The sequence below is a fragment of the Streptomyces sp. NPDC056883 genome (genome assembly GCF_042788835.1).
Lineage (GTDB): Bacteria > Actinomycetota > Actinomycetes > Streptomycetales > Streptomycetaceae > Streptomyces > Streptomyces stoeckheimensis.
The window spans coordinates 340,674-366,592 of the sequence record NZ_JBHUBS010000006.1; the positions used below are offsets into that span (position 1 = coordinate 340,674).

Genomic DNA, 25,919 nt, shown 5'->3' on the forward strand with positions numbered 1-25,919 from the left:
GCGGCGCCGGGCCGAAACCCCGCAGGGCCGCTCTGGACGTAAGGTCACAGCCTGGGCCGCACCGCACGCCGCCCCGGCAGACCGATCCGTCGAAGGACACCCATGAGTACAGAACCCGGCCGCGCCGTCCCGCGCGCCCACGCCGTCGTCGGAGTCGGCGTGATCGTGGTCGGCCGCGACGGCCGGGTGCTGCTCGGCCAGGCGCACGACGGGCGCTGGGAACTGCCCGGCGGCAAGGTCGACCCCGGGGAGGCCTTCGAGCAGGCCGCCGCCCGCGAACTGGCCGAGGAGACCTCGCTGCGGGCCGCACCCGAGGAGATCCGGATCGTGTCGATCATGCTCGCCGGCGACACCGGAACCGACACCGGCTCCGGCTCCGGAACCGACTCCGGCCCGACCCGGCTGACGGCGGCGGCCGTCACCTCGGCCGCCGAGGGCGTCGCCAAGGTCACCGAGCCCCACAAGATCGCCCGCTGGTCCTGGTTCGCCCCGGCGGAGATCCCGGCGGCCCTCTACGCCCCGTCCGCGGCGGCCCTGCGCGCGTGGCGGCCCGAGCTCACCCGGACCCTCCCGCACGTGCCTTCGTACGACTATCCGACGCTGACGCCGCACCAGGACACGCCACAGGGCCCGCGCAAGCCCGTCTAGGCCCTGTCTAGGCCGTGGCCGCGGTCACCGTGGCCACGGTGACCGCGGCCATCGCCAGCTGCATGTCACGGATCGCGGTGCGGATGCTCTCGGCCGCCCACTGCCCGTCGGCTATCGCCGCCGTACGTGCGGTGATCTCCTTGCGCGGGACTCCCGGGAAGGCCAGGGCGTGCAGGCGGGCGGCGTGGATCACCGTGACGAGGCTCGCGGTGCGCTCGTCCGGTTCCGCGCCCTTGGAGACCGCGTCGGCGAGCCGCTCGCGCAGTGCGCGCTCGACCGTGCCGTCCGCCTCCGGGTAGCGCCGCACCGGGAACATCCCGAGCGCCTTGCGCCGCTCCTCCACGACCACCCCGCGCGCGCTCAGCCGCTCCACGGCCGCGCCGACGGCCTTGGCCTGGTCCTTCGTCAGCCACTCGCCGATCCGGCGCTTGCTCCGGCCCTTCATCCAGACCCGCATCGCCTCGAACCGCCCGTCGAGCAGTTCCTCCCCCGTGGGCGGGGAGTCCACCAGCTCCAGGTGCTTGCCCGAGACCCGAACCCGGTCCGCCAGCACCAGTTCGAGCAGGAGGGCGCCCGCCACGGCCCAGCCCACCGACTGCCTCTGCTTGACCGAGCCCGACTCGTCGTCCAGCGACAGCAGCATGATTTCTTCAGCCAGCGTGATCTGCATCCCGGCACCCCCGCACCCGTAGAACCCTTGGAACCTCTTTCCCCACCAGACGTCCACGCCCGCCCGGGAGTTCCCCGGTGCGCCCTACGGCCGCCCCGCCATCGCGCGCGGGGCGAAGTTCCCGTCCCCGAGGTCCTCCGCGAGCAGGCGCTTGGCGATCGCGTCCGCCGCGGCCCGCAGCTCCGCGCTGCGCGGTCGGCCCCGGTCCTTCTCCAGCTGGTCGCCGAGCCACTTGGCCCACGCGGCCGAGATGACGCCCGCTTCCCGCTCCCCCGCCGGGGTCTGCGTGTAGAAGCCGTTCTGCCGCGTCATGTAGCCCTCGTCCACCATCCGCTCGAAGACCGGCAGCAGTACCTCCGGGGGCAGGTGCCGGCGCGAGGCGATGAGCCCCAGGCTCGCGTAGCCGACGGTGCGGGTCATCAGGTCCACCTGCATCACCGCCCACGCGCCCGCCATGTCCAGCCGGGTGTCCGAGGAGTTCACGATCCCGCGCGCCGTCTCCGGCCCCATGTTCCGCACCAGCTTGCCGACCGCCAGTTCCAGCAGCTTCGCCGAGTCTCCGGAGGCCGTGGCGGGCGAGCCGAAGCCGTCGCCCATGTCCGTGGAACCGGCCCGTGCGCTGTCGCGCAGCTTGACCTGCTTGAGGAACAGCGCGACGACGAATCCGACCACCGCCACCGGCACGGTCCACAGGAACACCGTGTGCAGGGTGTCCGCGTACGCGTTGATGATCGGCCCGGCCGCCGCCGGATCCAGGCCGTGCACGCCCTGCGGGCTCTGCGCCGCGACGCCCAGCTGCCGCGGGTCCTCGCCGGTGGCGCGCGCGGCCTCCGCCACGCCCTTCGCCAGCGCGGGCTTGAGGGTGTTGGCGTAGATCGTGCCGAAGACGGCGGTCCCGAAGGCGCTGCCGAGCGTACGGAAGAAGGTGACGCCCGAGGTCGCGGTGCCGAGGTCGGCGTAGTCCACCGTGTTCTGCACGGCGATGGTCAGCACCTGCATGCACAGGCCGATGCCGGTGCCGAGGACGAACATGTAGAGCGATTCCAGCCAGGCGTTGGACTCCGGTCCCATCCGCGACAGCAGGTAGAGGCCGACGCCCATCACGGCGCAGCCCACGATCGGGAAGATCCGGTAGTGCCCGGTCTTGCTCGTGACGTTGCCGCTGAAGACCGACGCGATCAGCAGGCCGATGACCAGCGGCAGCGTCCGTACGCCCGAGACGGTGGCCGAGTCCCCGTCCACGTACTGCAGGTACGTGGGCAGGAAGGTCATCGCGCCGAGCATCGCGAAGCCGACGACGAAGCTGAGGACGGAGCAGACCGAGAAGACGGGGTTGCGGAACAGCCGCATCGGCAGCATCGGCTGCGCGGCGCGCACCTCCACGAGGCAGAACAGCGCCAGTGCCACGGCACCGCCGGCGAAGAGCCCGACGATGAGCGGCGAGCTCCAGGCGTACTCGTTCCCGCCCAGGCTCGTGGCCAGGATCAGCGCGCTCGCGCCGATCGCGACCATGGCGATGCCCAGGTAGTCGATGACCGGCTTGCCGACGGCGCGCACGGAGGGGATCGTCTTCGCGGCGGCCACCACGACCAGGATCGCGATCGGCACGTTGACGTAGAACGCCCACCGCCAGGTCAGGTGGTCGGTGAAGAGTCCGCCGAGCAGGGGTCCGATGACCGTCGCGACGCCGAAGACGGCGCCGATCGCGCCCTGGTACTTTCCGCGTTCGCGCAGGGGGACCACGTCGGCGATGAGGGCCATCGCGGTGACCATGAGCCCGCCGGCGCCGATGCCCTGGATGCCGCGCCACACGATGAGCAGGGTCATGTTGCTCGCGAGGCCGCACAGGAACGACCCGGTGATGAAGACGATGGCGGAGACCTGGAAGACCAGTTTCCGGCCGAAGAGGTCGCCGAACTTGCCGACGAGCACGGTCGCGACCGTCTCGGTGAGCAGGTACGAGGTCACGACCCAGGACATGTGGTCCCCACCGCCGAGGTCCGCCACGATCGTGGGCAGCGCCGTGCCCACGATCGTCTGGTCCAGGGCCGCCAGCAGCACGCCGAGCATGATCGTGCCGAACACGATGTTGCGCGAGCGCCGGTCCAGGACGGGCGGTGCCGCGGCGGACGGGGCGGGGGCTGCACCTTCGGCTGGGGCTGCACCTTCGGCTGTGGTCACACCTCGCACTCTCACAGCGCCCCCGCCCGGCCGCATGCGGCGTTAGCCCATCCGGGGAAGGGCGCGAGGGCCGTCCATGCAGGTGAACGGGGGTCAGCGCAGGTAGCCCAGCCCCGGGTGCTCCGCCGCGTACCCGGTCACCAGCCGCCGGGCCACCCCGACCGAGTCCACCAGGGGATGCAGGGCGAAGGCCTTGACCGCGTCCGCGCGCGATCCGCTCGCCGCCGCGGCGAGGACCTCCCGCTCGGCGGCCTTGACCGAGGTCACGAGTCCCACCGCGTGCAGCGGCAGCGGATCGACGGCGACCGGGTGGGCCCCGTTGGCGTCGACCAGGCAGGGCACCTCGATGACGGCCTCGGCGTCGAGCACCGACAGGGTCCCGCGGTTGCGGACGTTCAGGATCAGGGTGGCGCGCTCGTCCCGGGCGATGGCGCGCATCAGGGCGAGGGCCACCTTCTCGTACCCGCCCGACTCCAGGTCGCTCTCCTCGCGCGCGCCGACGCCCGCGACCTCGCGGTTCTCGGACATGTACGTGGCTTCGCGCTCGGCCCTGGTCCGGTCCCAGGCGGCCAGTGCGGCTCCGGGCGCCGGATCCGGCTGCCCGGCCTCGGCGTAGAAGCCCCGCTGCTGGTCGCGCAGGAAGGCCCCGCGGGTCTGTTTGGCCTCCTGGTAGGCCCGTACGGTGTCACGGTTGAAGTAGTAGTAGTGCAGGTACTCGTTCGGGATCGCGCCGAGCGAGCGCAGCCATTCGGCCCCGAACAGCCGGCCCTCCTCGAAGGATTCCAGCGCCCGCGCGTCGGCCAGCAGCCGCGGGAGTTCGTCCCGGCCGCCGATCCGCAGGCCGCGCACCCAGCCCAGGTGGTTGAGGCCGACGTAGTCGATCCAGGCGTCCTCGGGCCGGGCGCCGAGCAGCCGGGCGATCCGCCGCCCGAGACCGACGGGCGAATCGCAGATGCCGATGACCCGGTCCCCGAGCTCCTCGGCCATGGCCTCGGTGACCACCCCGGCCGGGTTGGTGAAGTTGATGACCCACGCGTCGGGGGCGGTACGGGCCACCCTGCGCGCGATCTCGCGGGCCACCGGCACCGTCCGCAGGCCGTAGGCGATACCGCCCGCGCCCACCGTCTCCTGGCCCAGCACTCCCTCGGCCAGGGCGATCCGCTCGTCGGCGGCCCGCCCCTCCAGCCCTCCGACCCGAATGGCCGAAAACACGAAGTCGGCGCCGCGCAGGGCCTCGTCGAGATCGGTGGTGGCCGTGACGGCCGGGGCGTCCGCGATCCCGGCGGCCTGGTCCGCGAGCACCCGGGCCATGGCGCGGAGCCGGCCGGAGTCCTCGTCGTACAGGGTGACGTGCGACACCCTGCCCTCGGCGCGATCGCCGAGCAGGGCTCCGTAGACGAGCGGTACCCGGAATCCGCCTCCGCCGAGGATCGTCAGCCGCACGCCCTTACCGCCTTTCGCAGTGCACCAGTGCCAGGGTGTCGTGGCACCAGTCTCCCCCGCAGGATCAGTCCACCGGCGACGGCACGGCCCTCAGCCGCGGCGGCTGGTGCTGCTGCGCGCCCGGACCGCCCGGCAGCGGACCCGTCGCCAGGCCCTGCGGCGCGGAGAGGACCAGGGTCATCCGGGTCAGCCCCATGCCGTCGAGCATCGGGCCGGATTCCGCCACCATCCGGCAGCGCACCAGGCCCCAGCCCGGGTCCGGGTGGCGCACGCTGCGCACGGCGCCGTCCTGTTCGGCGGCCTCGGCCCCGTGGGTCGTCAGCCAGTGCGGCACTCCGTACCGGTAGGCGGCCTCCATGAACGGGTCACGGGCCACCTCCTGACGGATGCTGCGCAGCCCCTCGTCCTCGGGGGTGGCGGCCAGCGCGGTCGCGAACCGGGCCAGCAGCGGTACGCACCAGGCCGGTTCGTGGTCCTCCAGCACGGCGGCGGCGTCCGGGTGGAACAGCACGAAGCGCAGGAAGTTGTCGTCCGGGAGGGCGGTCGGATGCGGGCGCACCGACTGGAAGAGCCGGTCGAAGGCCGAGTTGGTCAGGGCCACGTCCCAGCGGTGGTCCACGAGGAAACTCGGGTAGGGCACGGCCTCCATGAGGGCCGCGTAGTCGATCAGGTAGTCGCGCTGGGCCGGATCGTCCGGCAGCCGGCTGTCCTCGGCCGCACGCCAGGTGGGGGGCGGGTCACGGTCGACCATGATGCGGAAGAGCCAGAAGCACTGACGCTCGCTCATTTCCAGGGCCTCGGCCAGGGCGAGCAGCTTGCGGTCCGTCCACTCCTTGACCAGGCCGCGCTCCCAGTTTCCGTAGGCGCGCACGCTGATGCGCAGACGCGCCGCCAGGTCTTCCTGACTCAGCCCGAGTTCCTCCCGGCGCTGGCGCAAAATCTCCTTGCGTCGCTCCGACCGCACGGCGCCGCGTGCGGACTCCTCGCCCGCGAGGCGCTCCCCACCGATGTGGGCGAGGCCATCGGACGGGCCCACCGCTGCGAGATGTGGCACCGAGAGCTCCCCCCTCTTCCTTACGGTCTGGATCTTCATTTCCGTGTGGCGATCCTGCTACCGACTTCATTCGAGTGTCAACTATTGTGGCAATTCCAGCCTCTGGGCAGCTCGTTCCCGCCACAGATGTGGCACGTTCTAGCCGTACGGACCGAGACCGGATAGATTCCAGAAGCCGACCACGTGCCCGTACCCCGACCTCGCGCGATCTAGGAGAACCACTGGTGACAGACGGCTTCCCGGCTCCCGTCGCGGTGGCCAACACGCTCCTGGCAGCCACCGTCACGCGGGTCGCCGAACTCGCGGGCAAGCTCGGCCGCGACCGGAACCAGGTCTTCGACCTGCGCCGCCTCTCCGAGGCCTCGGGCGTCCCGGCCGACGTGGTGCGGAGCCTGCTGGACGGCCGGCCCGCCGGCGAGCCCGATCTCCAGACCCGGTTCCTCCAGCGCCTCGACCTCCTGCGGCGCACCCGCGTCAAGCCCAACGGCCGCCGCTACACGCAGCAGGAGATCGCCGACGGCGCCGCCATGTCGCGCCAGCAGGCCGGGGCCCTGATCAACGGCGACCGGCGGCCGACCATGGAACACTGTGACGCGATCCAGCGCTTCTTCGGGGTGCACGCCGGATTCCTCACCGCCCATGACGCAGACGCGCTCACGGACGCCCTTCAGCGCACCGAGCAACAGCTGCTCCAGGACTTCGCGGGCCGCGCCAGAGAAACCGCACCCGCTCCGGCCGCTTCGGCGGGCGATCCGCTGGCAAGACTTCTCCAGAACCACGGCGTACGGGGCATCGCCTGGAGAGCCGCCCAACTGCCCAGCGACAAGCACCGGGACAAGGTGACCGAATGGCTGGACATGCTCCTCGAAAGCGTCAAACCGAACGAATCCTGACCCAGTCGAAAGTCTGGGTCTGATCCTTGAGTCCTGATCCGGATCCGCGCCGACGGGGAGAACGGTGAGCATAGGCAGAGAGCAGCGGCGGTTGTGCGGAGAGCTGGTGGCAGGCATCAGCCTCACCGCGCCCGTGGAACCCGTGGACCTCTACGCCGCCCTCTGCGAGGGCATGAGCAAGCACCGCGGCCGCCGGGTGGACTTCCGGATGGCCTCGTTCCCGCCGGGAACGGCCAGCGGCCTGTGGCTCGACATGGCGGACCGCGATCTGGTGGTCATCGAGGAACGCACCGCACCCGACCACCAACTGGTGATCCTCGGGCACGAGCTGTGGCACATGAAGGCCGGCCACTGCAGCCACCACGTCGACGGCGCCGCCGTCGCCGCCCGGCTGCTGACGGACGAGGCCGACATCGGCGAGACCGTGCGGCGCGTCGCCGCGCGCACCCGCGCCGACGTCCAGGAGGAGACCGAGGCGGAAACCTTCGGTCTGCTGCTGGGGAGCCGCTGCCGGACCTGGCTGGCCGGATCGGCCAGCCACCGGGCTCCGGCACAGCGGGACCAACTGGCCGGCCGCATCGAGGCCGCGCTCGGATACCGGGGGCACAGGAACGACCATTGAAAGGCCAGGACTACTACACGCCGGCAGCCGCGATGGCGATCGCACTCGCCTTCAAACTGCCGACGCTACGGAAAAACTGGCGCGATCCGCTCCTGCGGTCGGTCTGCGCCCTGCTCACCTTGGCCGGCGCCGTCTTCACCTTCGCCGCCCCGCCCACGATCGCGGCGGTCAACCGCTGGACCGGCATACCCAACTTCTCCGCCCCGTTCGTCTACTGCCTGATCACCGCCTTCAGCGCCGCCTGCCTCGTGCTCATCGTCAACTGGCGCGGCGGCCCCCCGGAGGAGACCCGGCGCGTCTCGCGCGCCTGGATCCTCGGCTATTCCGTGGTGATCGTGGCGCTGACGGTGCTGTTCGTCCTCGGTGACAGCCCGGTCGAGCGGCTGCGGGACTTCGACACCTACTACGCCAACACCCCCTTCACCCGGGAGATGATCGCCCTCTACCTGGTGGCCCACAACGTGGCCGCCATCGTGATGGTCGCGATGTGCTGGCGCTGGTCCCTGCAGGTGCGCGGCTGGCTCCGCGTCGGCCTCGTGATCATCGTCATCGGATACGTCTTCAACCTCTGCTACGACGCCACCAAGATGACCGCCGTCGTCGCCCGCTGGACCGGTCACGACCTGGACTGGCTGAGCACCTCGGTGGCACCTCCCGTCGCCTCCATCGGAGCCAACGTCAGCGCCATCGGCTTCGTCCTCCCGCTGGTGTTCCAGCGGCTGTCCGACGCCTGGCAGTACTGGTCCACGTACCGGCGGCTGGGCACGCTCTGGCGGGAGCTGCGCGTCTGCGGCCCCACGGGCGCCCCCAGCGTACGGATGGCCTGGTGGTCCGCCGTGGAGCTGCGGATGATCCAGCGCGAGTCGGACATCCACGACGGCTTCCTGCACCTCGGCCCGTACTTCGACCAGTCCCACCGGGACGACGCCCTCGCGCGGGCCCTCGCCGCCGGCGCCGACGAGGAGACCGCGCGGGCCGTCGCCGACGCGGCCATGGTCGCGGCCGCCGTGCGCGCCCGGGCGGCCGACCCCGAGGGGCGGGTCATCGGGGCCAGCGACGAGGGTGCCCCGCCGCCCGGCGACGGTCCCCGCGACCTGGTGCGGATCTCGCACGCGCTGCGCAACTCCCGCGTGGTGGCCGAATGCCGACGGCAGTCGTCCCTGTCGGGGAGCTGAGCACCGGCCTCCCAAGCCGGTGATCAGCTCCCGGCCGCCAGGGTCAGCGACGGGAACAGGTCCTGGAACGGCGCCGCCGAGTCGATCCCGTCCCGGCCGAAGGGCGCGTCGAAGCTCCACACCATGAACAGCAGGAACACGATCAGCGCGCTGAACAGCCCCGCCAGCAGCAGCTCCCGCCCCGAACGCCGGATCTGCAGGGTGAAGATCAGCCCGACGGTGACCAGCCCGCCCGCGACCAGCCCCAGCCAGACCACCCCCGGCAGGGTGGACTCGTCGCTCTGCGTCCGCTCGTGGCGGGCGTCGTCGGCGGCCGCGATGTGGTCCAGCAGCGGCTGGTAGGCCTGGGCCTGCAGCTCGTTGCCCGGACTCTGGTGGGTGACGTCGCTGCGCAGCTTGCCGAGCAGCTCGCCGCCCTCCGCGGAGACCGGGGTCCCTGAGGTCAGCCGCGGCCAGTCCACGCTGACGGTGTGGGACACGTACGCGTTGACCTCGCCGCGGATCCGGTCGCGCACGGCGGCCGGGTAGACGTCGGCCCGCTGGGTGACCTCGTACAGGGACTGGGCCTCGCGGCGCACGCTGTCCTCGGCGGCGCCGCGCGCCTCCCAGACGCCCGCGATGGCCAGGCCGAGCACGATCGCGTAGACCACGCCGACCATCATCACCATGTACTCGAGGACGTCGGGGGTTTCGCTGGTGTCCTCGTCGTCGGCGACCCGGCGGTGCCGGATCGCGGTGAAGGCGAGGACGAGGGCGCAGACGAGCGCCATGGCGATGGCCAGGACCAGCCATTCGGACACGAGGGTTCTCCGTAGGTCGAGATGAGCGGACTGAACGTGGGGGGCGTGGCTAGCCGCGGCTCCTGGAACGGGGCCGCAGCGCGACGGCCGCGAGCACCGCCGGGGTCGTGACGACGACCATGAGCATCAGGGTGGACATGCCGTCCGGGCCGCGCCGCGCCAAGGCCGCGGAGTGGTACGGGCGCACGTGGAAGCGCCCCGCCGCCCCGGCCCCCGCTGCGGCCCGGTGCGGGGCCACCGCTCCGCCCGGAGCGGCCTGCGCGGCCCCGGCCTCCTCCACCGCGGCCGCCCGCGGCTGCGCCGCCGAAGGCCTTGCCTGCGCCGTCGGCCCCGGACCCGGGCCGGGCTCCGCCGCCACGCCGGCCGGCGCGGGGGCGAGCGGCCCCAGCCCCGGGTGGCGCACCGTCGGCGCGGCCGGGCCGGGCAGCAGCACACGGGCGGTCGGCCGGACCGCCGGAGCCGGAGCCGACGGCGGCAGGAGCAGCGGCGGCACGGACGGCCTCGGCCGCGACCCGGCGGGAACACACAGGTCGACCCGGGCGCCGCGCCCGTGGCCGTCTCCGGCGACCGCCACGTGACCGTGCAGCGGGCAGAGCGCCGCCACCAGGCCGGCCCCGGCGAAGTACTGCCAAGCGGTCACCGCGCGTTCTCCCGATTCCGCAGCAGGGATGAGGACTACGCCTGAAGAAACGATCACGGCGGTGCTTCGATACGCGGCAGACAGGTCAAGATCGGCCCTCGGCAGCCCACTTCGGGCCACAGCGGGTCCGGCCGGCCCCCGGCGCGTCCCGGTCGCGCCCCTGTCCCGCGCCTTTCCCGCACCGGTCCCGCACCGGTCCCGCACCGGCAGGCGTGCCCCCGCTCACCACCCCGGCGCGCCCTCGCGCGCCCCCGCGCCCGCGGCCGGGCTTCACCCGTCCGGCCCACTCCGTCACGGCGCGGCCCGCTCCCCCCGCCGATGATCGGAGAACCCGATCCCGCAGCTCAGCGGGGTGGCCCCGGGGAGCACAGGGACGGTGGCAGGTGGACGCGGACGGCTCGCAGACCCTCGAAGCACAGGTCGACGCCCTGATGGACGGCTTGCAGGCCGACTTGGAACGGCTCGCGTCGATCCCCTCGGTCGCCTTCCCCGGATACCCGCCGGAACCCGTCGAAGAGGCGCACGACCTGCTCGTCTCCCTGCTGCGCGAGGCGGGCGTCCCCACCATCGAGCGGATCGACCTCCCGGACACCGCCCCGGTCGTCTACGGGGAGATCCCGCCCCCGCACCCGGACGCCCCGACCGTCCTGCTGTACGGGCACTACGACGTCCAGCCCGCCGGCAATCCGACCCTCTGGCTCTCCCCACCCTTCGAACCCACCCCCGTCCCCGGCGTCCCCGGCGCCCTGCGGGCGCGCGGCATCGCCGACGACAAGTCGAACGTGATCGCGCACCTGGGCATGCTCCGGGTCTACGGCGGCCGGCCGCCCGTCGGGATCAAGATCGTGATCGAGGGTCAGGAGGAGTACGGCAGCCCCTTCGACGACTATCCGCCCACCGATCCGGACCGGTTCGCCTGCGACGCGATGGTCATCGCCGACCTCGGCAACCTGCGGCCCGGCACCCCGACCCTGACCACCGGCCTGCGCGGAGCCTGCGAGGTCATGGTGGAGGTGCGCACCCTCGCGGAGGCGCGGCACAGCGGGGAGTTCGGCGGAGCCGCTCCCGACGCCCTGCTGGTCCTGCTCCGGGCGCTGGCCACCCTGCACGACGAGCACGGGAACGTGGCCGTGCCCGGGCTGCGCCGCGATCCCTGGGAGGGAGCGACGTACACCGAGGAGGAGTTCCGTCGGCTGGCCTCCGTGCGGGACGGGCTGCCGCTGATCGGCACCGGCTCGCTCGGCGAGCGGCTCTGGAGCGGGCCCGCCGTCACCGTCATCGGGCTGGACGCCCCGGACGTGGCGGGCGCCGCCTCCGCCGTGGTCCCGTACGCCCGGGCCAAGCTGAACCTGCGCTTCCATCCGCTCCAGGACGCGAAGGAGGCCCGGACCGCGCTCGTGAAGCACCTGCGCGCACAGCGCCCCTTCGGGATCCCGCTCGCCGTCACCCCGGGCGACACCGGCCCCGGCTTCGAGGCGCGGACGGGCGGGCCGGCGTACCGGGCGGCGCTGACCGCGCTGAAGGAGGCCTGGGGCACGGAGGCCTCGTACGTGGCCACGGGCGGCTCCATCCCGCTGGTGAACGGCCTCGCGAGGGCGGCTCCGGGCGCGGAGGTGCTGCTGTTCGGCGCGCAGGACAGCATGTGCAACCTGCACGCGCCGAACGAGCGGGTGCTGATGTCGGAGGTGCGCAACACGGTGGTGGCGATGGCCGCCTTCGTCCGGGAGTACGCGGCGGACTTCCGCGCGCCACAGGCCCCGCCGTCCCCCGGAGGCGCGCAGTGACCACGACGCCCCCGCCCCCGGCCCCGCCGCAGATCCCGACCGTGCAGACTCCGCCGGAGGAGCCGGCACCCGCGCGGAAGTTCTCCTTCCCCAGCGCGCTGACCATCCTGGCCATCGTCACGATCGCGATCTGGCTGCTGGCCTTCCTCGTCCCGGCCGGCCAGTACGACCGCAACGACAGCGGCGCGCCCGTCTCCGGCACCTACCACCGGGTCGAGGGCACCCAGAGCTTCACCGATCGCCTGAACGACCTGTTCCTCTCCCCCGTCAACGGGCTCTACGGCCTCCGGGACCCCAAGACCGGCGAGGTCGGGCCCACCTTCAGCGGTGATCTGTACGGCAGCGCGGGCGTGTTCCTCTTCGTGCTCGCGATCGGCGCCTTCATCACCGTCGTGTTCGCCACCGGAGCCCTCGACCGGGGCATCGCCCGCCTCGCCCACCGGCTGCGCGACCGCGGGGCGCTGCTGATCGCCGCCGTGATGGTGGTCTTCTCGATCCTGGGCACCGTGGAGGGCTTCGCCGAGGAGACCCTCGGGTTCTACGGTCTGCTGGTGCCGATGATGCTGGCCCTCGGCTACGACCGGCTGGTCGCGGTCGGCGCGAGCATCCTCGGCGCGGGCGTCGGCGTGATGTGCTCGACGGTGAACCCGTTCGCGACCGGTGTGGCCTCCTCGGCGGCCGACATCTCGCTCGGCGACGGGATCGGGCTGCGGTTCCTCATGTGGATCGTGCTGACCACCGTGACCGTGCTCTACGTGATCCGGTACGCGCGGCGGGTCCAGAAGGACCCCTCCAAGTCGATCTGCGGGTTCCTGCCCGGGGACCGGGAGCAGAAGGCCACCGGCGCCGAGTACCCCGAGGGCGCCGAACCGGAGCTGACCCGGCTGCACAAGGTCGTGCTGGTCCTGCTGGTCCTGGTCTTCGCCTTCATGATCTTCTCGGTGGTGCCCTGGTCGAGCGCCCTCACCGGCAAGGCGGACGCGGCCCCGTACGCCTGGGAACTGGACTGGTCCTTCGCCCAGTTGGCGGCGCTGTTCATCTGTGCGGCCGTGCTGATCGGACTGGTCGCCCGGATGGGCGAGGCCAAGCTCAGCTCCACGATCATCCAGGGAGCCGCCGACTTCATCTCGCCCGCCCTGGTCATCATGCTGGCGCGCGGGGTCACGGTCATCATGAACAACTCGAAGATCACCGACACCGTGCTGCACTCCATCGAGGGCGTGGTGAAGGGGACTTCGTCCGCGATCTTCGCGATCATCGTCTTCCTCGTGAACCTCCCGCTCGCCTTCCTGATCCCCTCCACCTCCGGGCACGCCACGCTCACCATGCCGATCCTGGCCCCGCTCGCCGACTTCGCGGGCGTCTCCCGCGCGCTGATGGTGACGGCCTGGCAGTCGGCGAGCGGCTGGATGAACCTCTGGGTCCCCACCACCGCCGTCACCATCGGCGGTGTCGCGCTGGCCAAGGTCGGCTACGACAAGTACCTGCGGTTCGTCTGGCCGTTGCTGGCCATCCTCTTCGTCATGATCTGCGGGTTCCTGGCCCTGGGGGCCGCGATCTGACGGCGGCGGCGTGCACACGTGAGGAACGCGCGCAGGGGCGCGACCCTGTGGGTACCTCCCAGCGGTAGCTGGGGGACGGGTCGCGCCCCTGCGTAAGTTGCTACTCGAAGGCCGGTCCGGCTAGGCCTCGGGGGTGCCGCCGAAGCGCTCGCGGTAGGACTCCAGGTCGTCCTCGGTGACCCGCGGGAAGAGCACCGCGGGAACCGTGAACGGGGTGCCCGCCGGCACCGCGTCGAGGGACGCGGCCTGCTCCGGGGAGACCCAGGTGGCCGTGTCGTCGGCGAGCTCGAACGCGGAGCGCATGGCGCGCGCCGAGGCCGGGATGAACGGCTCGGAGACCACCGAGTAGAGGTGGATGAGGTTCATCGCGGTGCGCAGGGTCAGCGCCGCGCCCTCCAGGTCGGTCTTGACCTCCGTCCAGGGGGCCTTCTCGTCGAGGTAGGCGTTTCCGGCGGACCACAGGGCGCGCAGCGCGGCCGCGGCCTTGCGGTACTGGAGCGCGTCCATGTGGCCCTCGTACTCGGCCAGCAGTTCGGCGATCTGCGCGCCCAGCTTGGCCTCGGCCTCGCCCGCGGGGCTGCCGGCCGGGACCTCGTCCCCGAACTTCTTGCGGGAGAAGGTCAGGACGCGGTTGACGAAGTTGCCGAGGGTGCCGCCGAGGTCCTTGTTCACCGTGGCGGCGAAGTGCTCCCACGTGAAGGAGGAGTCGTCGGACTCGGGCGCGTTGGCGATGAGGAAGTAGCGCCAGAAGTCGGCCGGGAGGATCTCCAGCGCCTGGTCGGTGAAGACGCCGCGCTTCTGCGAGGTGGAGAACTTGCCGCCGTAGTACGTCAGCCAGTTGAAGGCCTTGACGTAGTCGACCTTCTTCCAGGGCTCGCGGGTGCCGAGCTCGGTGGCGGGGAACATCACCGTGTGAAACGGGACGTTGTCCTTGGCCATGAACTGGGTGTAGCGGACGTCCTCGGCCTCGTACCACCAGGACTTGTAGTCGCGGTTCGCCGGGTCGGCGTCCGACCACTCCTTGGTGGAGGCGATGTACTCGATCGGGGCGTCGAACCAGACGTAGAACACCTTGCCGTCGGCAGCCAGCTCGGGCCACGTGTCGGCCGGGACCGGGACGCCCCAGTCGAGGTCGCGGGTGATGGCGCGGTCGTGCAGGCCCTCGGTCAGCCACTTGCGGGCGATGGAGGACGCCAGCTGCGGCCACTCCTCCTCGTGCTCCGCGACCCAGGCCTCGACCTCGTGCTGGAGCTTGGACTGGAGGAGGAAGAGGTGCTTGGTCTCGCGGACCTCGAGCTCGGTGGAGCCGGAGATGGCCGAGCGGGGCTCGATCAGGTCCGTGGGGTCCAGGACGCGGGTGCAGTTCTCGCACTGGTCGCCGCGGGCCTTGTCGTAGCCGCAGTGCGGGCAGGTGCCCTCTACGTAGCGGTCCGGCAGGAAGCGGCCGTCGACCGGCGAGTAGACCTGCCGGATCGCGCGCTCCTCGATGAAGCCGTTCTTCTCCAGCTGGCGCGCGAAGTGCTGGGTGATCTCGCGGTTCTCCGCCGAGGAGCTGCGGCCGAAGTAGTCGAAGGACAGCTCGAAGCCGTCGTAGACCGCCTTCTGGGCGTCGTGGGCCTGCGCGCAGAACTCGGCGACCGAGAGACCGGCCGCCTTCGCGGCGAGCTCGGCGGGGGTGCCGTGCTCGTCGGTGGCGCAGATGTAGAGGACGTCGTGGCCGCGCTGGCGGAGGTACCGGGAGTACACATCCGCCGGAAGCATCGACCCGACCATGTTGCCCAGGTGCTTGATCCCGTTGATGTAGGGAAGCGCGCTGGTGATCAGGTGTCGAGCCATCCTCGGATGCTCCATTTCATATATGCCGGTACGACGTGACGTGCGGTTCATCGTATCGAACCGCCGAAACGCCACGCGCCGCATTTCTTCGGGGTGGACTGGGGGGTACAGCGCAAAACTGACGGGTGCAACGCAAAAGCGAGGACTGTGACCTCTCCGTCACGGCCCTCGCGCTGCGGCCATGGTACAGCGGGCCGGGCAGCGGCCGAACCGCCGTCCGGTCACCGGCAGGACAGCGTGTGACACGGCGGCGGGCGGTCAGTCGCGGCCGCCCCGGGCGCCGTCGATCGCGGTGATCCGGACCCCGCTCGCGAGCCTGCCCGTCAGGGTGGCCGCGGGACCCTGCGGACCGGCGACGGGGACCGCCAGGGTCCGGCCGGCGACCTCCGCGCGGACGGCGCCGGCCGCCGTGATGCCGGCGACCTCGCGGCTGCCGGCCGCCAGCAGGTACCAGCGGCCGGCCGGCGACCTCCACCGGGTGCCCGCGAGCAGGTGCTGTCCGAACCGTCCGCACGCCGCGGTCCCGCGGGACCGCGCCACGTCCTGCGGAGCCCCGGCGGGCAGGCGCAGCTGGACCAGGACGTCACCCGGGCCGGCCCAGCCGGAGGCCCGGGTGCAGGTCCAGACGGCCCGGCCCGCACCGTCGGGGAGTTCGGAGCCGGCGAAGTCCCAGATGTTGACGGCCCGTACCCCGCCGGCGCGGTACTCCCGCAGCCGGCAGGCGACCGGCGCCCACGCCGCCCGCGCGGCCGGGCCGGTGGCCTCGCGCGGCTGGCGTGCCGCCACCGCGCCCGGACCGTCGGGCAGCGGCGTGTAGGTCAGGTGTACGGGGGTCAGCGCGCCCAGGTCGGCGAGGACGAAGGCGTGCTTCTCCACGATGCGGGCGGAGGAGGTCAGCTCCAGCACGGGCCACGCGGCGCAGGCTCCGCCGGCGGCGTCGGCGGCGTCGGCGCCGCCCGTACGGGGCACGGCGGTCTCCTCGGTGACCCCGTCGGCGGAGACGGCCAGGGGTTTGGTCCCCTCCTCCGTCCGGAGCAGGTCGCGGGTGCCGGCCCGGGCGATCCACGGCGCGAGCAGGTACCGGGCCCGGCCCCCGTCCGTGCTGTCGTTCCCGCTCCCGTTTCCGCTCCCGTTCCCCGGGGAGCGGCTCAGGGTCAGCGCGGCGGCGGTGGTCACGTTCGCCTCGTCGGTACGGGCGAAGGCGAGCTCCCGGCTGCGCGGACCGGTGGCGGCGTCTGCCGATTCGCCGTAGCGGACCACCCGGTCCCCGTCGAGCAGCAGCACGACCGCCCGCCCGGCGACGTCCCCCGCGTACAGCAGCTGCGGCGCGTGCAGCGGAGCGTCGGTGGCCGTCCCCGGCGCGGCCGTCACCGCCACCTCCCGGGGCCGGGCCGCCCAGGCCGCCAGGGCGCGGGCGAGCAGACCCCGGTCGGCGGTGCGGGCGCCGCGCGCGGGCCAGGCGGTGAAGTCGACGCGGGCGGTGTCCGCCCAGGCCTCGGCGGGCACACGGACCAGCCGGGCGGGGTCCAGCGCCCCGGCGGCGGCCGGGCCGGCGAGCGGCGACGCGTCGGGGCGGGGCGCCGACCCGTCGGCCGCGAGGATCCCGGCGGCCAGGGCCAGCGCGACCGCGGCGGTCCAGCCCGCCCGGGTCCGGCGCCGCCGGCGCAGCAGGTCGGTGGGGCGGGCACTGACCACGGCGGCATCGAACACGACGCCGCCCGGCCCGCGCAGGAGCGTTTCCCCACCGGTCTCCCCCGCACGGGATCCGGATCCCGCACCGGAGCCGGCGCCAAGGCCGAACCCGAGGCCAGGGCCAGGCCCGGCGCCGGCCGACGCCCCCGCCCCCGGTCCGGCCCACGTTCCTCGGCCCGTCCACGGAGCACCGTCGCGCACCGCGTGCGGTCCCGTCGCGGACGGCCCCGCTCCCGTCCACGACCCCGCGCCCGGCACCGGCGTGGTGGCGCCGCCCGGTACCCCGGGGTCCGCCCCCAGGGGTCCGGGGGCTCCGCCCGCCCACTCCCTCCAAGCGGCCAGCGCCTCCCGCACGGCGTCCGCCGGGTCGGCGACCCCCGCCGCACCGAGGAGCCGGGCCACCGCCTCCTCGGGCAGGCCGTCCATGCCGTGCAGGACGAACGCCGCCCGGACCGGCCCCGGCGCCGCACCCAGCACCCGGGCCGGCTCGTCGATCCCGCCCGCCGGGGGCCACAGCCGCAGCCCCCAGACGAAGGGCGGCACCGGCGGCCACCCGAGCCCGGCCGCGGCGAGCCGGGCCCGGCCGGACGGAGCGAGGCTCGCGCGCAGGACCCGTACGCGCACCTGGGCCAGGGGACCGCCCGGCCCGTCGGGACCGGCCGGGGCCGCCTGTGCGCTGCCGAGGCCGCCGCGCGGGAGGGCCCGCTGGACCGCCTTGTGCGCGAGGAGGACCCGGGTATGGCGGCCGAGCGTGACCGGGAGCGTCACGTAGGAGAGCCGTACCAGTTGGGGGTAGTGCTCGACGAGGACGGCCTCGGCCTGCTCCACGGCGGTGGAGCCGAATCGCTGTGTTGTGCCCACTCTCCGACAAACGAGTGAATCTTGGGATGGTCACACGCCGTGCTCTCCGGCGGGGCGCGAAACGGACGCACGAGATAACGGCATATGCGTTTGCGCTGGTTGGGCGCGCGTGCGATCGACATCGATCAGCGCGTGATCATCACCGAACGTAATTCTTCCAGCTTTCGTCTCTGCGCCCTCCGAGTGCGCCCGCGCTGATTTCCTTGCCCCGCACACGGGATGGGGTGGAGCGGTGAGCGATGGCAGCGGTCTTCCGGAGGAGTCCGGTGGCGGAGCCGTGGGTCTGCCGAGCCGGCGACGGCGGCCGGCGCCCATGAGCCAGTGGAATGCGACGGCGCGCCTGTCGTACTGGGCCTTCCACGCCGACCGGCGCCCGGCCTACATGCGGTTCGCGTACCTGCAACTGGGCTCGGACGCGGCGGCCGAGGAAGCGGTCGACGCCGCCTTCGACTCGATCATGGGCGAATGGCTGCGGATGCTGCACATGGACCGGCTCGACGCCTACGCGTGGACCGTCCTCAAACAACGGCTGATCGACCGCCAGTTCCGCCGCAGCCCCTGGCCGGAGCCCATGGACACCAGTGCCTTCGAGGCGGCGCTCAAGGAGGCCCACGCGGAAGCCGACCAGTACGAGGTGCTCACCGACACCATCCGCTTCTACTCCGCCGTCTCCCGGCTCGCCGAACGGCAGCGCGACGCCGTGCTGCTGCGGTACGGGCTCCAGTGCACCCCCGGCGAAGCCGCCACGATCATGGGTGTGGACGAGGCCACGGTCCGCTCGCAGCTCGGCCAGGCCCAGCGGCGGCTCGCCCGCCTGCTCGACACCTCGGCCGAGTCATGAACCGGGGCACGAGCCGCGGCACCCGTCGCGAGGACGGCGGACTCCCGCGCTCCCTGGAGCAGTTCCTGGCCCGGGCGAGCGTGCGCGACCGCTATCCGCACTACGACCTGGGCGCGGCGGAGGCCCGGCTGCTGCGCGGCGCCGACTCCACCGCCGCCGGGTCGAAGCCGCTCCCCGCTCCGGCCCCCAGACGCGGCGGAACCCATGCCCGGCGCCGCACGCCGGGCTGGAGCGACCCCCTGCGCGATCTGCCGCTGAACTCCGAGCGGGCCGGACGCGACCTCAAGGCCGCCTGTCTGGCCTCCGTGTGCGCCACGGGGGCCCGGGAGCGGCTCGACGCCTTCGAGAGCGGCGGCCACGCCGACCTGCCCGGAGCCGTGGTCTTCGGCTGTCTGCTGCACCTGGCCGGACTGCGCGAAGGGGCCCGGTTCTGGTGGCAGTTCGCCGCCGGGTCCGGACGCAGCCGGACCGCGCACGCCGCGTACTGCCTCTTCCTCGACCACTCCCGGCGCGGCGAGCACCACGACGCCCGGGTCTGGGCCCGGGAGCTGGGCCGGCGCCGCTTCCGGCCGAGCGGGCGCCGGGAGCTGCGCGAGGTACGGCTGTGCGCGCAGGCGGCCGTCCTGCGCTACGTCGACCAGCTCGACGACCCCGACCTGGGCCCGGTGCCGCTGCCCAGGCCCGGGGTGTCCCGGGCGCTGGACGCGTTCCGGCCGCCGGCCGCCCCGGCCGCCCCGGCGCGGCCGCCCCGGCCGGGGGCGGGCCGGCTGGGATCGGGCCCGCTGCGCCACCCCGCGCTGACGGCTGCGGCCCGCGGGACCGTGGTCCAGCCCGGCGGGGGCGAGGCCCTGGCGGCCGCCCGGCGCGCCCTGGCCGTCGTACGGGTCCTGCAGCGGCGGCCGCTCGGCGTCCGGGCCGGGCGGCTCGGGCGGGAGGCCGGCCTGGCCGAGGCGGAGCTCGGGCCGCTGCTGTCGATGCTCTGCGAGGAGGGGTACGCGTACCGCTCCGGCGTCGGGGTCTACGCCCCGGGGCCGGCCCTCGACCGGCTCGCGGCCCCGGGCGGCCGGGGGCTGGCGGGCCAGTTGCAGCGCACGCTGGCCCTGGCGCGGGACAGCGCGGGTGCGGCCGTGTACCTGAGCCGGTACGCGGAGGGGGAGGTCCGGATCACCCAGATGGCGGACGGACCCGGCGCCCCGCCGGTACGGGAGTGGGTGGACTTCCGGGACGCCGCGCACGCCAGTGCGGTGGGCAAGTGCCTGCTGAGCCAGCTCGACCACGACGGCCGCGCCGACCACGTGGCCCGGCACCGGCCCGCCCGGCTCACCGAGCGAACCATCACCGACAGCCGGGCCCTGTTCAGCGCGCTGGACGCGGTGGCCCCCGGGGCCCCCGTCTTCGACCTGCGCGAGTACGCCCCCGGCGTGGTGTGCGCGGCGGTCCCCCTGGCGCTCGGCGACGCGGCGGGCAGCCTCGCCCTGTCACTGCCCGGCGGGCACGCGCACCGGCTGGGCCGGGCCACCGAGGCGCTCCGGCTGAAGGCGGTTCCGGTGCTCCTGGCGCTGCTGCTGGCAGGGGCGATCCCGCCGGACGGCACGGAGGGGACGGGCGGCGCGGACTGCGCGGAGGCGGCGGAGGACACCGGGGCCGACGGTCCGGAGCGCCGGCCGGAGCCGGAACCGCAGCCGATGCCCGTGCCGGTCACGGCGGAGACCCTGCGCCATCTGCGCAGGCTCTTCCGTACCCCGCTCACGCGGGCCACCGGCGCGGCGGAGGGGCCGCACCTGGTCAGCGACACCGCCTCGGAGGCGGCGTACCTCTTCGACGCCCCGCAGGGCGGCGGAGCCCCGGGCCTGGCGCTCCCGCGCACCTACGCCCCGCTGGTCCCGGGCAGCCTGCGGACGGCAGACGGGCAGGACGGGCTGGTGGTGCTGCGCACCTGACCGGGGAGGGGCGGCGCGTTCAGGAGCGGGATCAGGGGGCGGGATCAGGGGGCGGGCGCGATCAAGGGGTGACGGAGCCGGGTGCGCCGGGGACGAAGGTGGCCACGGCGGTGTCGAAGTGCCGCTTGGCCGCAGCGAGTTCGTCCGCCGGGGCGGAGACCCAGATGTCGTACATCCGGCCGTTCTGGTCCCAGCAGAGGTCGTAGGTGTGCCGGGGGCCCTCGGCCGGATCGAAGCCGTTCCAGGTGAACTCCCACAGCGCCGCCGGAAGTTCGTGGTGGGTCGTGGAAACGACCGTGCCGCCTCGGTAACCGGGGTTGGTGTCCGGGCCCTTGACGTGGGCCTGCCGCATCACGCCGAGCGGACCGCCGGGCACCGGCATCTTCACCCGGATCCCGACGCGGAAGGCCCCGTCCGGGGAGACGTAGAAGACCCGCTGGTCGTCGGTGGCCCGCTGGTACCCCTCGGGCACGGCGATGGCGAAGCCCTGCGGGTCGGCGAAGGTCCGGTACCCGGAGGGCGGCCCGCCCGGGGTCACGCCCACCGGACTCGGGGTGGAGCCGGCCGTGCCCACCGTGGAACCTCCCCCACTCGGAGTCACGGGCGGGCTCGCGGAGCCGCCGGGCGCCGGCGGCGCGCTCGACGCCCCCCGGCCCTCCTCCGCCCCTCCGAACAGCGAGCGCAGCGGGTCGGCGCCCACCATCACCCCGCCCGCCACCAGGGCGACGACGGCCGCGACCGCTCCGAGGCCGAGGCCCCGCCGGGTGGCGACCCGCTGCCTGGCCGTCGGGCGCGGAGCCACGGCAGGGGCCGTCAGCCCCTCGGACTCCGGCGCGGGCGTGGATCCGGCGGCGGGTGCGGAGCCGCCCGCGGACACGGATGCGGGCGCCCCGCCGGCGGGTAGGGGCACGCGGTCGGCGGGAACAGTCCCACGGCTCGGGTCCGCGGTTCCGCTGACGGGTACGGTCACCCGCTCGGCCGGGCCGACCGGGCTGCCGCCCGCCAGGTACGCCGACAACAGCCGGTCCGCTTCGGCCGCCGCCATCCTCCGCTCCGGGTCGCGTTCCAGCAGCCCCCGGATGACCGGCAGGAGCGGCCCGGCCTGGGCGGGCGTCCGGATCTCCCCGGACACGACGGCGTGCAGGACGCCTCCCAGCGAATCGCGGCGGAAGGGGGACTCCCCGGTCAGCGCGGTGCACATGAGCGTGCCGAGCGACCACAGGTCGGCGGCCGGCCCTGCTTCGGCTCCCTGCATCCGCTCGGGAGCGGTGTACTCGGGCGAGCCGACGAAGGCGCCCGTCTCGCTGATGGTGGTGGCGCCGGAGAACCGGGCGATGCCGAAGTCGGTGAGCACCACCCGGCCGGTCCCCGCCTCCATGAGGACGTTGGCCGGCTTCACGTCCCGGTGGAGCACCCCCCGGCCGTGCGCCGCGGTCAGGGCGCCGAGCAGGGCGAGTGCGGTCCTCGCGGTCTCGACCGGGGTGAGGGTCTTCCCGGCGGAGACGAGGTCGGCGAGCGAACCGCCGTCCACCAGTTCCATGACGATGCAGGGACGGCCGTCGTGTTCGACGACGTCGTGGACCACGACGACATGGGGGTGGCGCACGTGCGCCACGGCCCGCGCCTCGCGCAGTGCCCCGGCGGCCACGCCGTCCCCGTCGCCCTCGCCCACGTGCAGTTCCTTGACGGCGACCGGACGCCCGAGCAGTTCGTCGGTGGCCCGCCACACGGTGCCCATCCCGCCCCGGCCCAGCCGGTCCTCCAGGCGGTACCGCCCGGCCACCACGACACTGCCGCGCGCCTCGTCCTGTGCCACCGCGATCCCCCCTCACCCGTTCCACGGGCCATGATGCCGTAGGGGGGGTGTCTTTCGGATCGGGCCGGGCTCGCGGTGGCCGGTGCCTGATCCGGCCCGATCCGAAAGGCACCCCCAGCCCGCTCCCCCGGCGGTCCGAGCCCGGCGCACTCTAGAATCGCGTCGGGCGGCACCGGCACAGCTCTACGGGGGGGCACACGTGGAACCCACAGCCATCGGGCTCAAGTTGGCGACGGCCGTGATCGGTCCGCTCGTCAGGAAGTTCTTCGTCGCCGACGCCCCCGGGGCGGGGCTGGTCGACAAGCCGGTCCGGCTCTCCGGGTACGTCTCGTTCAAGGGCGAGAAGCGCACCCTCACCGAGTCCGACGTGCACACCCTGGCCGCCACCCTCGTCCAGCAGGCCCTGAGCACGGGCGAACGCCGGATCCCGGCGGACGAGGAGAACGCCGTCACCGACGCCCTCGCCGCGACCCTGCACGCCCTCGGCGACCTCACGATCACGGACGTCGACGCCGTCCGCCTCGGCCCGGAGGCCTTCGCCCGCGCACTGCGCCGCGCGGCCGACCGCCCGGAGCGCCACCTCTCCGCCGACGCCACGCACTTCTACGAGGCCCTGCTCGGGGTCGCCTCCCTGCACATCCTGGAGTTCTTCACCCAGCGCAAGACCTTCACGGCCCGTGCCCTGGTCGGCCAGACCCGCGCGGTCCACGAACTGACCGTGAAGACGGACGAGTTGATCCGCCGCACCCCGCTCCCCGACGCGGCGGACGCCGCGTTCGAGGCCACGTACCTCCCCTACGTGGCGAAGAAGCACTCCAAGCTCACCATCTACGGCATCGACCTCGGCAACTCACCGACGCGCTGGCCGCTGGACGTGGCGTACCTGAGCCTGGAGGCGGCGCCGCTGGGGCGCTCGGAGATTTCCTGGGACGCCTACGAGACCGCGGAGGATTTCCTCGCGGTGCAGCGCGCGCGGGAACCCCAGCCCGCGGACCAGGCGCTGGCCCGCACCCCCCGCGTCCTCCTGCGGGGCGAGGCCGGTTCGGGCAAGACCACGCTCATCCAGTGGCTGGCGGTCACCGCCGCGCAGCAGGACCGCCCGGACCGGCCGGAATACCTCCGCGACCGGATCCCCTTCGTACTCCCGCTCCGCACCCTCACCCGCCACGGCGAACGGCTGCCGGCTCCCAAGGACTTCCTCGCCGCCATCGGCTGCCCCCTCGCCGGCTCCCAGCCCGCCGGATGGGAGCACCGGGTTCTCGCCGCGGGGCGGGGGCTGGTCCTCGTGGACGGCATCGACGAGGTACCGGAGGCGGAGCGGGAGCGGACCCGCCGCTGGTTGCGGGACCTCATCGACACGTACGACGTCACCGGCAACCGCTGGCTGGTCACCTCGCGCCCGTCGGCCGTCGGCCAGGACTGGCTCGCGGAGGAAAGGTTCGGCGAGCTGGCGCTGTCCTCCATGGGCCCCGCCGACACCGCCACCTTCATCAAGCGCTGGCACGCGGCCGCTCGCGACGGGTCCGAGTCCGCGGCCGAACTCGACGCGTACGAGGCTCAGCTCCTCACCGCGGTCCGGAGCAAGGCCGATCTCGGCAGGCTGGCCACCAACCCCCTGATGTGCGGCCTGATCTGCGCGCTCCACCGCGACCGGCGGGGCTATCTTCCGCACGGCCGCAAGGACTTGTACGAGGCCGCCCTGTCGATGCTGATCAGCCGCCGGGACCGGGAGCGGGACATGCGGGTCCCCGACCTCCGCGAGGAGCCCCAGCTCGAACTCCTCCAGCGCCTCGCGTACTGGCTGATCAAGAACGGCCGTACGGAGATGGACCGCTCCCAGGCCGAGGCCATCATCGGCCGGGCCCTGCCCGCCGTCCCGGAGGCGGCGGCGCTGGGCGACGCGCCGGCCGTCTTCGACCACTTCCTCCAGCGCAGCGGCCTGCTGCGCGAACCGACCCCGGGAACGGTGGACTTCATCCACCGCACCTTCCAGGACTTCCTGGGCGCGCGGGCGGCGGTGGAGGAGGGCGATTTCGGCCTGCTCGCGGGGCACGCCGCGGACGACCAGTGGGAGGACGTCGTCCGCATGGCGGTCGCCCTGGCCCGGCCCCGCGAGCGGGTGGCGCTCTTCGAGGACATGCTGAGCCTCGGCGACCGCACCGGGGAGGAACGCATCCGCTTCCGCGTCTACCTCCTCGCCGCGGCCTGCCTGGAGCACGCCACGACGCTGGAACCGGCCGTCCGCGCTGCGGTGGAGGAACGCACCGCCCGACTGATCCCTCCGAACAACGAGGACGAGGCCCGCGCACTGGCACAAGTGGGTCCCCTGATCCTGGACCTGCTCCCCGGCCCGGACGCCGTCGATTCGGCGGACGCGGCGCGCCTGGTGGTCATCGCCGCCTCCCACGTCGCGTCCGACGCCGCGATTGCGTTCCTGGCACGGTACGCCGCCGACCGGGAATCGCCCCTCGCGGTCCGCAGTCAGCTCGTGTGGGCCTGGTCGCGCTTCGACACCGTTCGGTACGCGGAGGAGATCATCGTGCGGCTGAACCCGGAGGGCCTGGACTTCACCGTCACGTCCGACGAGCAGGTGCACCTCCTGGATCGGCTGGGGGTACCCGTGGAATCCCTGGACGTCAGGAGCGACCCCTCGTGGGAGGCACTCGGCTCGTACCTCTCCCGGCACGCACTGACGAGCTTGGAGCTCCGCGAGCGCGACCTGCCGGACCTGTCGTTCCTGGACGGCCAGACCCGCCTCGAAACGTTCAACGCTCTCGGGTGCAGCCCGGTCTCCGATCTCTCCCCGCTCGCCCGGCTCCCCCTCCGGAACCTGTTCATCGACCTCATCACGGACGTGGACCTCCGTCCGCTGTGGCAGCTGCCCGACCTCGCCAGCCTCGCGGTCTCCGCCGTGGAGCTCGAGAGCTGGACGCCGGCCGATTTCCCTCCGCACGCTCCCCTCGTGCACCTCCAGATGTTCAGCCACTTCCCTCACGAGTTCTCGCTCAAGGGGATCAGCCGCTACCCCCTGCTCAGATCCCTCGGAATCTCCGGCTCGGCCACGGCCGAAGACTGGCAGGAGCTCTCCTCCCTTCGGGAACTCTCGCGGCTCAACCTGGACGCGGTGTCGTTCGACGTCCTCCCGTCCGGCACCGTCCTGGCGGAACTCACCCATCTCGACGTGAGCGGCATCGACGACGTACTCACCGCACAGAAGATCATCGACAGGCTGCCCGACGCCTGCCCCCGCCTCACCACGTGCGGGTTCTGGGGGGACGCGGCTCTGGCAGGCACCATCGACCTCTCCCCCCTGGTCGATGCGCACGCCTTGGAGGAATTCCGCATCAGCCCGTCCTCGGCCCAGCTGGCCGGTCTCGCCACGCTGCCCTCCCGGATCCTCGTCCACAGCGACTTCTGACCGGACATTCGGTCACCCTGTCCGCGCGATCGCCGGGAGCTGC

17 protein-coding genes and 1 pseudogene are annotated in these 25,919 nt (G+C 73.3%); 9 read left to right on the forward strand and 9 right to left on the reverse strand.

The genetic code is table 11. The features are described from left to right. Positions 1–102: 102 nt before the first annotated feature. Positions 103–648, forward strand: a complete 546-nt coding sequence (locus ACFRU2_RS18430; protein WP_382973122.1) for an NUDIX domain-containing protein — start codon at positions 103–105, stop codon at positions 646–648. Between the two features lie 7 nt (positions 649–655). Here ACFRU2_RS18430 and ACFRU2_RS18435 read toward each other — a convergent pair whose 3' ends face one another. The 4 genes from ACFRU2_RS18435 to ACFRU2_RS18450 all read right to left on the reverse strand — a co-directional run bounded on the left by ACFRU2_RS18435 (position 656) and on the right by ACFRU2_RS18450 (position 5,996). Next, positions 656–1,318: a GPP34 family phosphoprotein gene (locus tag ACFRU2_RS18435; RefSeq protein WP_382973124.1), complete on the reverse strand. Its 663-nt coding sequence runs from the start codon at positions 1,316–1,318 to the stop codon at positions 656–658. A gap of 84 nt (positions 1,319–1,402) precedes the next feature. Next, complete coding sequence (locus ACFRU2_RS18440; RefSeq protein ID WP_382973126.1) at positions 1,403–3,499, reverse strand: MDR family MFS transporter; 2,097 nt, start codon at positions 3,497–3,499, stop codon at positions 1,403–1,405. A 93-nt stretch (positions 3,500–3,592) separates the two neighbouring features. Beyond that, entirely contained in the window at positions 3,593–4,942 is a 1,350-nt protein-coding gene (locus ACFRU2_RS18445; protein ID WP_382973128.1) for a 6-phospho-beta-glucosidase, read from the reverse strand. Positions 4,943–5,006: 64 nt separating this feature from the next. After that, the gene (locus ACFRU2_RS18450) at positions 5,007–5,996 is read right to left on the reverse strand and encodes a helix-turn-helix domain-containing protein (RefSeq protein WP_382973130.1); all 990 of its coding nucleotides are present in this window, start codon (positions 5,994–5,996) and stop codon (positions 5,007–5,009) included. A gap of 224 nt (positions 5,997–6,220) precedes the next feature. Between ACFRU2_RS18450 and ACFRU2_RS18455 the strand changes: the two genes are divergently transcribed. From ACFRU2_RS18455 to ACFRU2_RS18465, 3 genes are all read left to right on the forward strand, one after another. Continuing rightward, the gene (locus ACFRU2_RS18455; protein ID WP_274550379.1) at positions 6,221–6,889 is read left to right on the forward strand and encodes a helix-turn-helix transcriptional regulator; all 669 of its coding nucleotides are present in this window, start codon (positions 6,221–6,223) and stop codon (positions 6,887–6,889) included. A gap of 64 nt (positions 6,890–6,953) precedes the next feature. Beyond that, entirely contained in the window at positions 6,954–7,511 is a 558-nt protein-coding gene (locus ACFRU2_RS18460; RefSeq protein WP_382973132.1) for a toxin-antitoxin system, toxin component, read from the forward strand. Next, positions 7,508–8,686, forward strand: a complete 1,179-nt coding sequence (locus ACFRU2_RS18465; protein ID WP_382973134.1) for an MAB_1171c family putative transporter — start codon at positions 7,508–7,510, stop codon at positions 8,684–8,686. The genes ACFRU2_RS18460 and ACFRU2_RS18465 overlap by 4 nt, the downstream gene beginning before the upstream one ends. Before the next feature lie 23 nt (positions 8,687–8,709). Here the strand turns inward: ACFRU2_RS18465 and ACFRU2_RS18470 are convergent, their stop codons facing one another. After that, positions 8,710–9,486 (reverse strand): hypothetical protein, encoded by a 777-nt coding sequence (locus tag ACFRU2_RS18470; RefSeq protein ID WP_382973136.1) that lies wholly within the window; start codon positions 9,484–9,486, stop codon positions 8,710–8,712. A 49-nt stretch (positions 9,487–9,535) separates the two neighbouring features. Beyond that, a complete protein-coding gene (locus ACFRU2_RS18475) occupies positions 9,536–10,126 on the reverse strand; it encodes a hypothetical protein (RefSeq protein ID WP_382973138.1) in 591 nt (196 codons plus the stop codon). A gap of 383 nt (positions 10,127–10,509) precedes the next feature. On the opposite strand from ACFRU2_RS18475, the gene ACFRU2_RS18480 reads away from it, so the two are divergent. Beyond that, positions 10,510–11,910, forward strand: a complete 1,401-nt coding sequence (locus ACFRU2_RS18480) for a M20/M25/M40 family metallo-hydrolase (RefSeq protein WP_382973140.1) — start codon at positions 10,510–10,512, stop codon at positions 11,908–11,910. 32 nt (positions 11,911–11,942) lie between these two features. Then, positions 11,943–13,472: a YfcC family protein gene (locus ACFRU2_RS18485; RefSeq protein WP_382973311.1), complete on the forward strand. Its 1,530-nt coding sequence runs from the start codon at positions 11,943–11,945 to the stop codon at positions 13,470–13,472. A gap of 120 nt (positions 13,473–13,592) precedes the next feature. Here the strand turns inward: ACFRU2_RS18485 and metG are convergent, their stop codons facing one another. Further along, positions 13,593–15,308: a methionine--tRNA ligase gene (gene metG, locus ACFRU2_RS18490; RefSeq protein ID WP_382973142.1), complete on the reverse strand. Its 1,716-nt coding sequence runs from the start codon at positions 15,306–15,308 to the stop codon at positions 13,593–13,595. Positions 15,309–15,566: 258 nt separating this feature from the next. After that, positions 15,567–17,861, reverse strand: coding sequence for a hypothetical protein (locus ACFRU2_RS18495; protein ID WP_382973144.1), 2,295 nt, complete (start codon positions 17,859–17,861; stop codon positions 15,567–15,569). Positions 17,862–18,174: 313 nt separating this feature from the next. Between ACFRU2_RS18495 and ACFRU2_RS18500 the strand changes: the two genes are divergently transcribed. Beyond that, on the forward strand, positions 18,175–18,702 hold the full coding sequence (locus ACFRU2_RS18500; RefSeq protein ID WP_382973146.1) for an RNA polymerase sigma factor: 528 nt from the start codon (positions 18,175–18,177) through the stop codon (positions 18,700–18,702). An 821-nt stretch (positions 18,703–19,523) separates the two neighbouring features. Further along, positions 19,524–20,270, forward strand: a pseudogene (locus ACFRU2_RS18505) (IclR family transcriptional regulator C-terminal domain-containing protein); the annotation flags it as partial. Between the two features lie 433 nt (positions 20,271–20,703). On the opposite strand, the gene ACFRU2_RS18510 reads toward ACFRU2_RS18505, so the two are convergent. Further along, on the reverse strand, positions 20,704–22,458 hold the full coding sequence (locus ACFRU2_RS18510) for a protein kinase (RefSeq protein WP_382973148.1): 1,755 nt from the start codon (positions 22,456–22,458) through the stop codon (positions 20,704–20,706). A 199-nt stretch (positions 22,459–22,657) separates the two neighbouring features. Here ACFRU2_RS18510 and ACFRU2_RS18515 point away from each other — a divergent pair, with 199 nt between their 5' ends. Further along, positions 22,658–25,876, forward strand: a complete 3,219-nt coding sequence (locus ACFRU2_RS18515; protein WP_382973150.1) for an NACHT domain-containing protein — start codon at positions 22,658–22,660, stop codon at positions 25,874–25,876. Positions 25,877–25,919 lie beyond the last annotated feature (43 nt).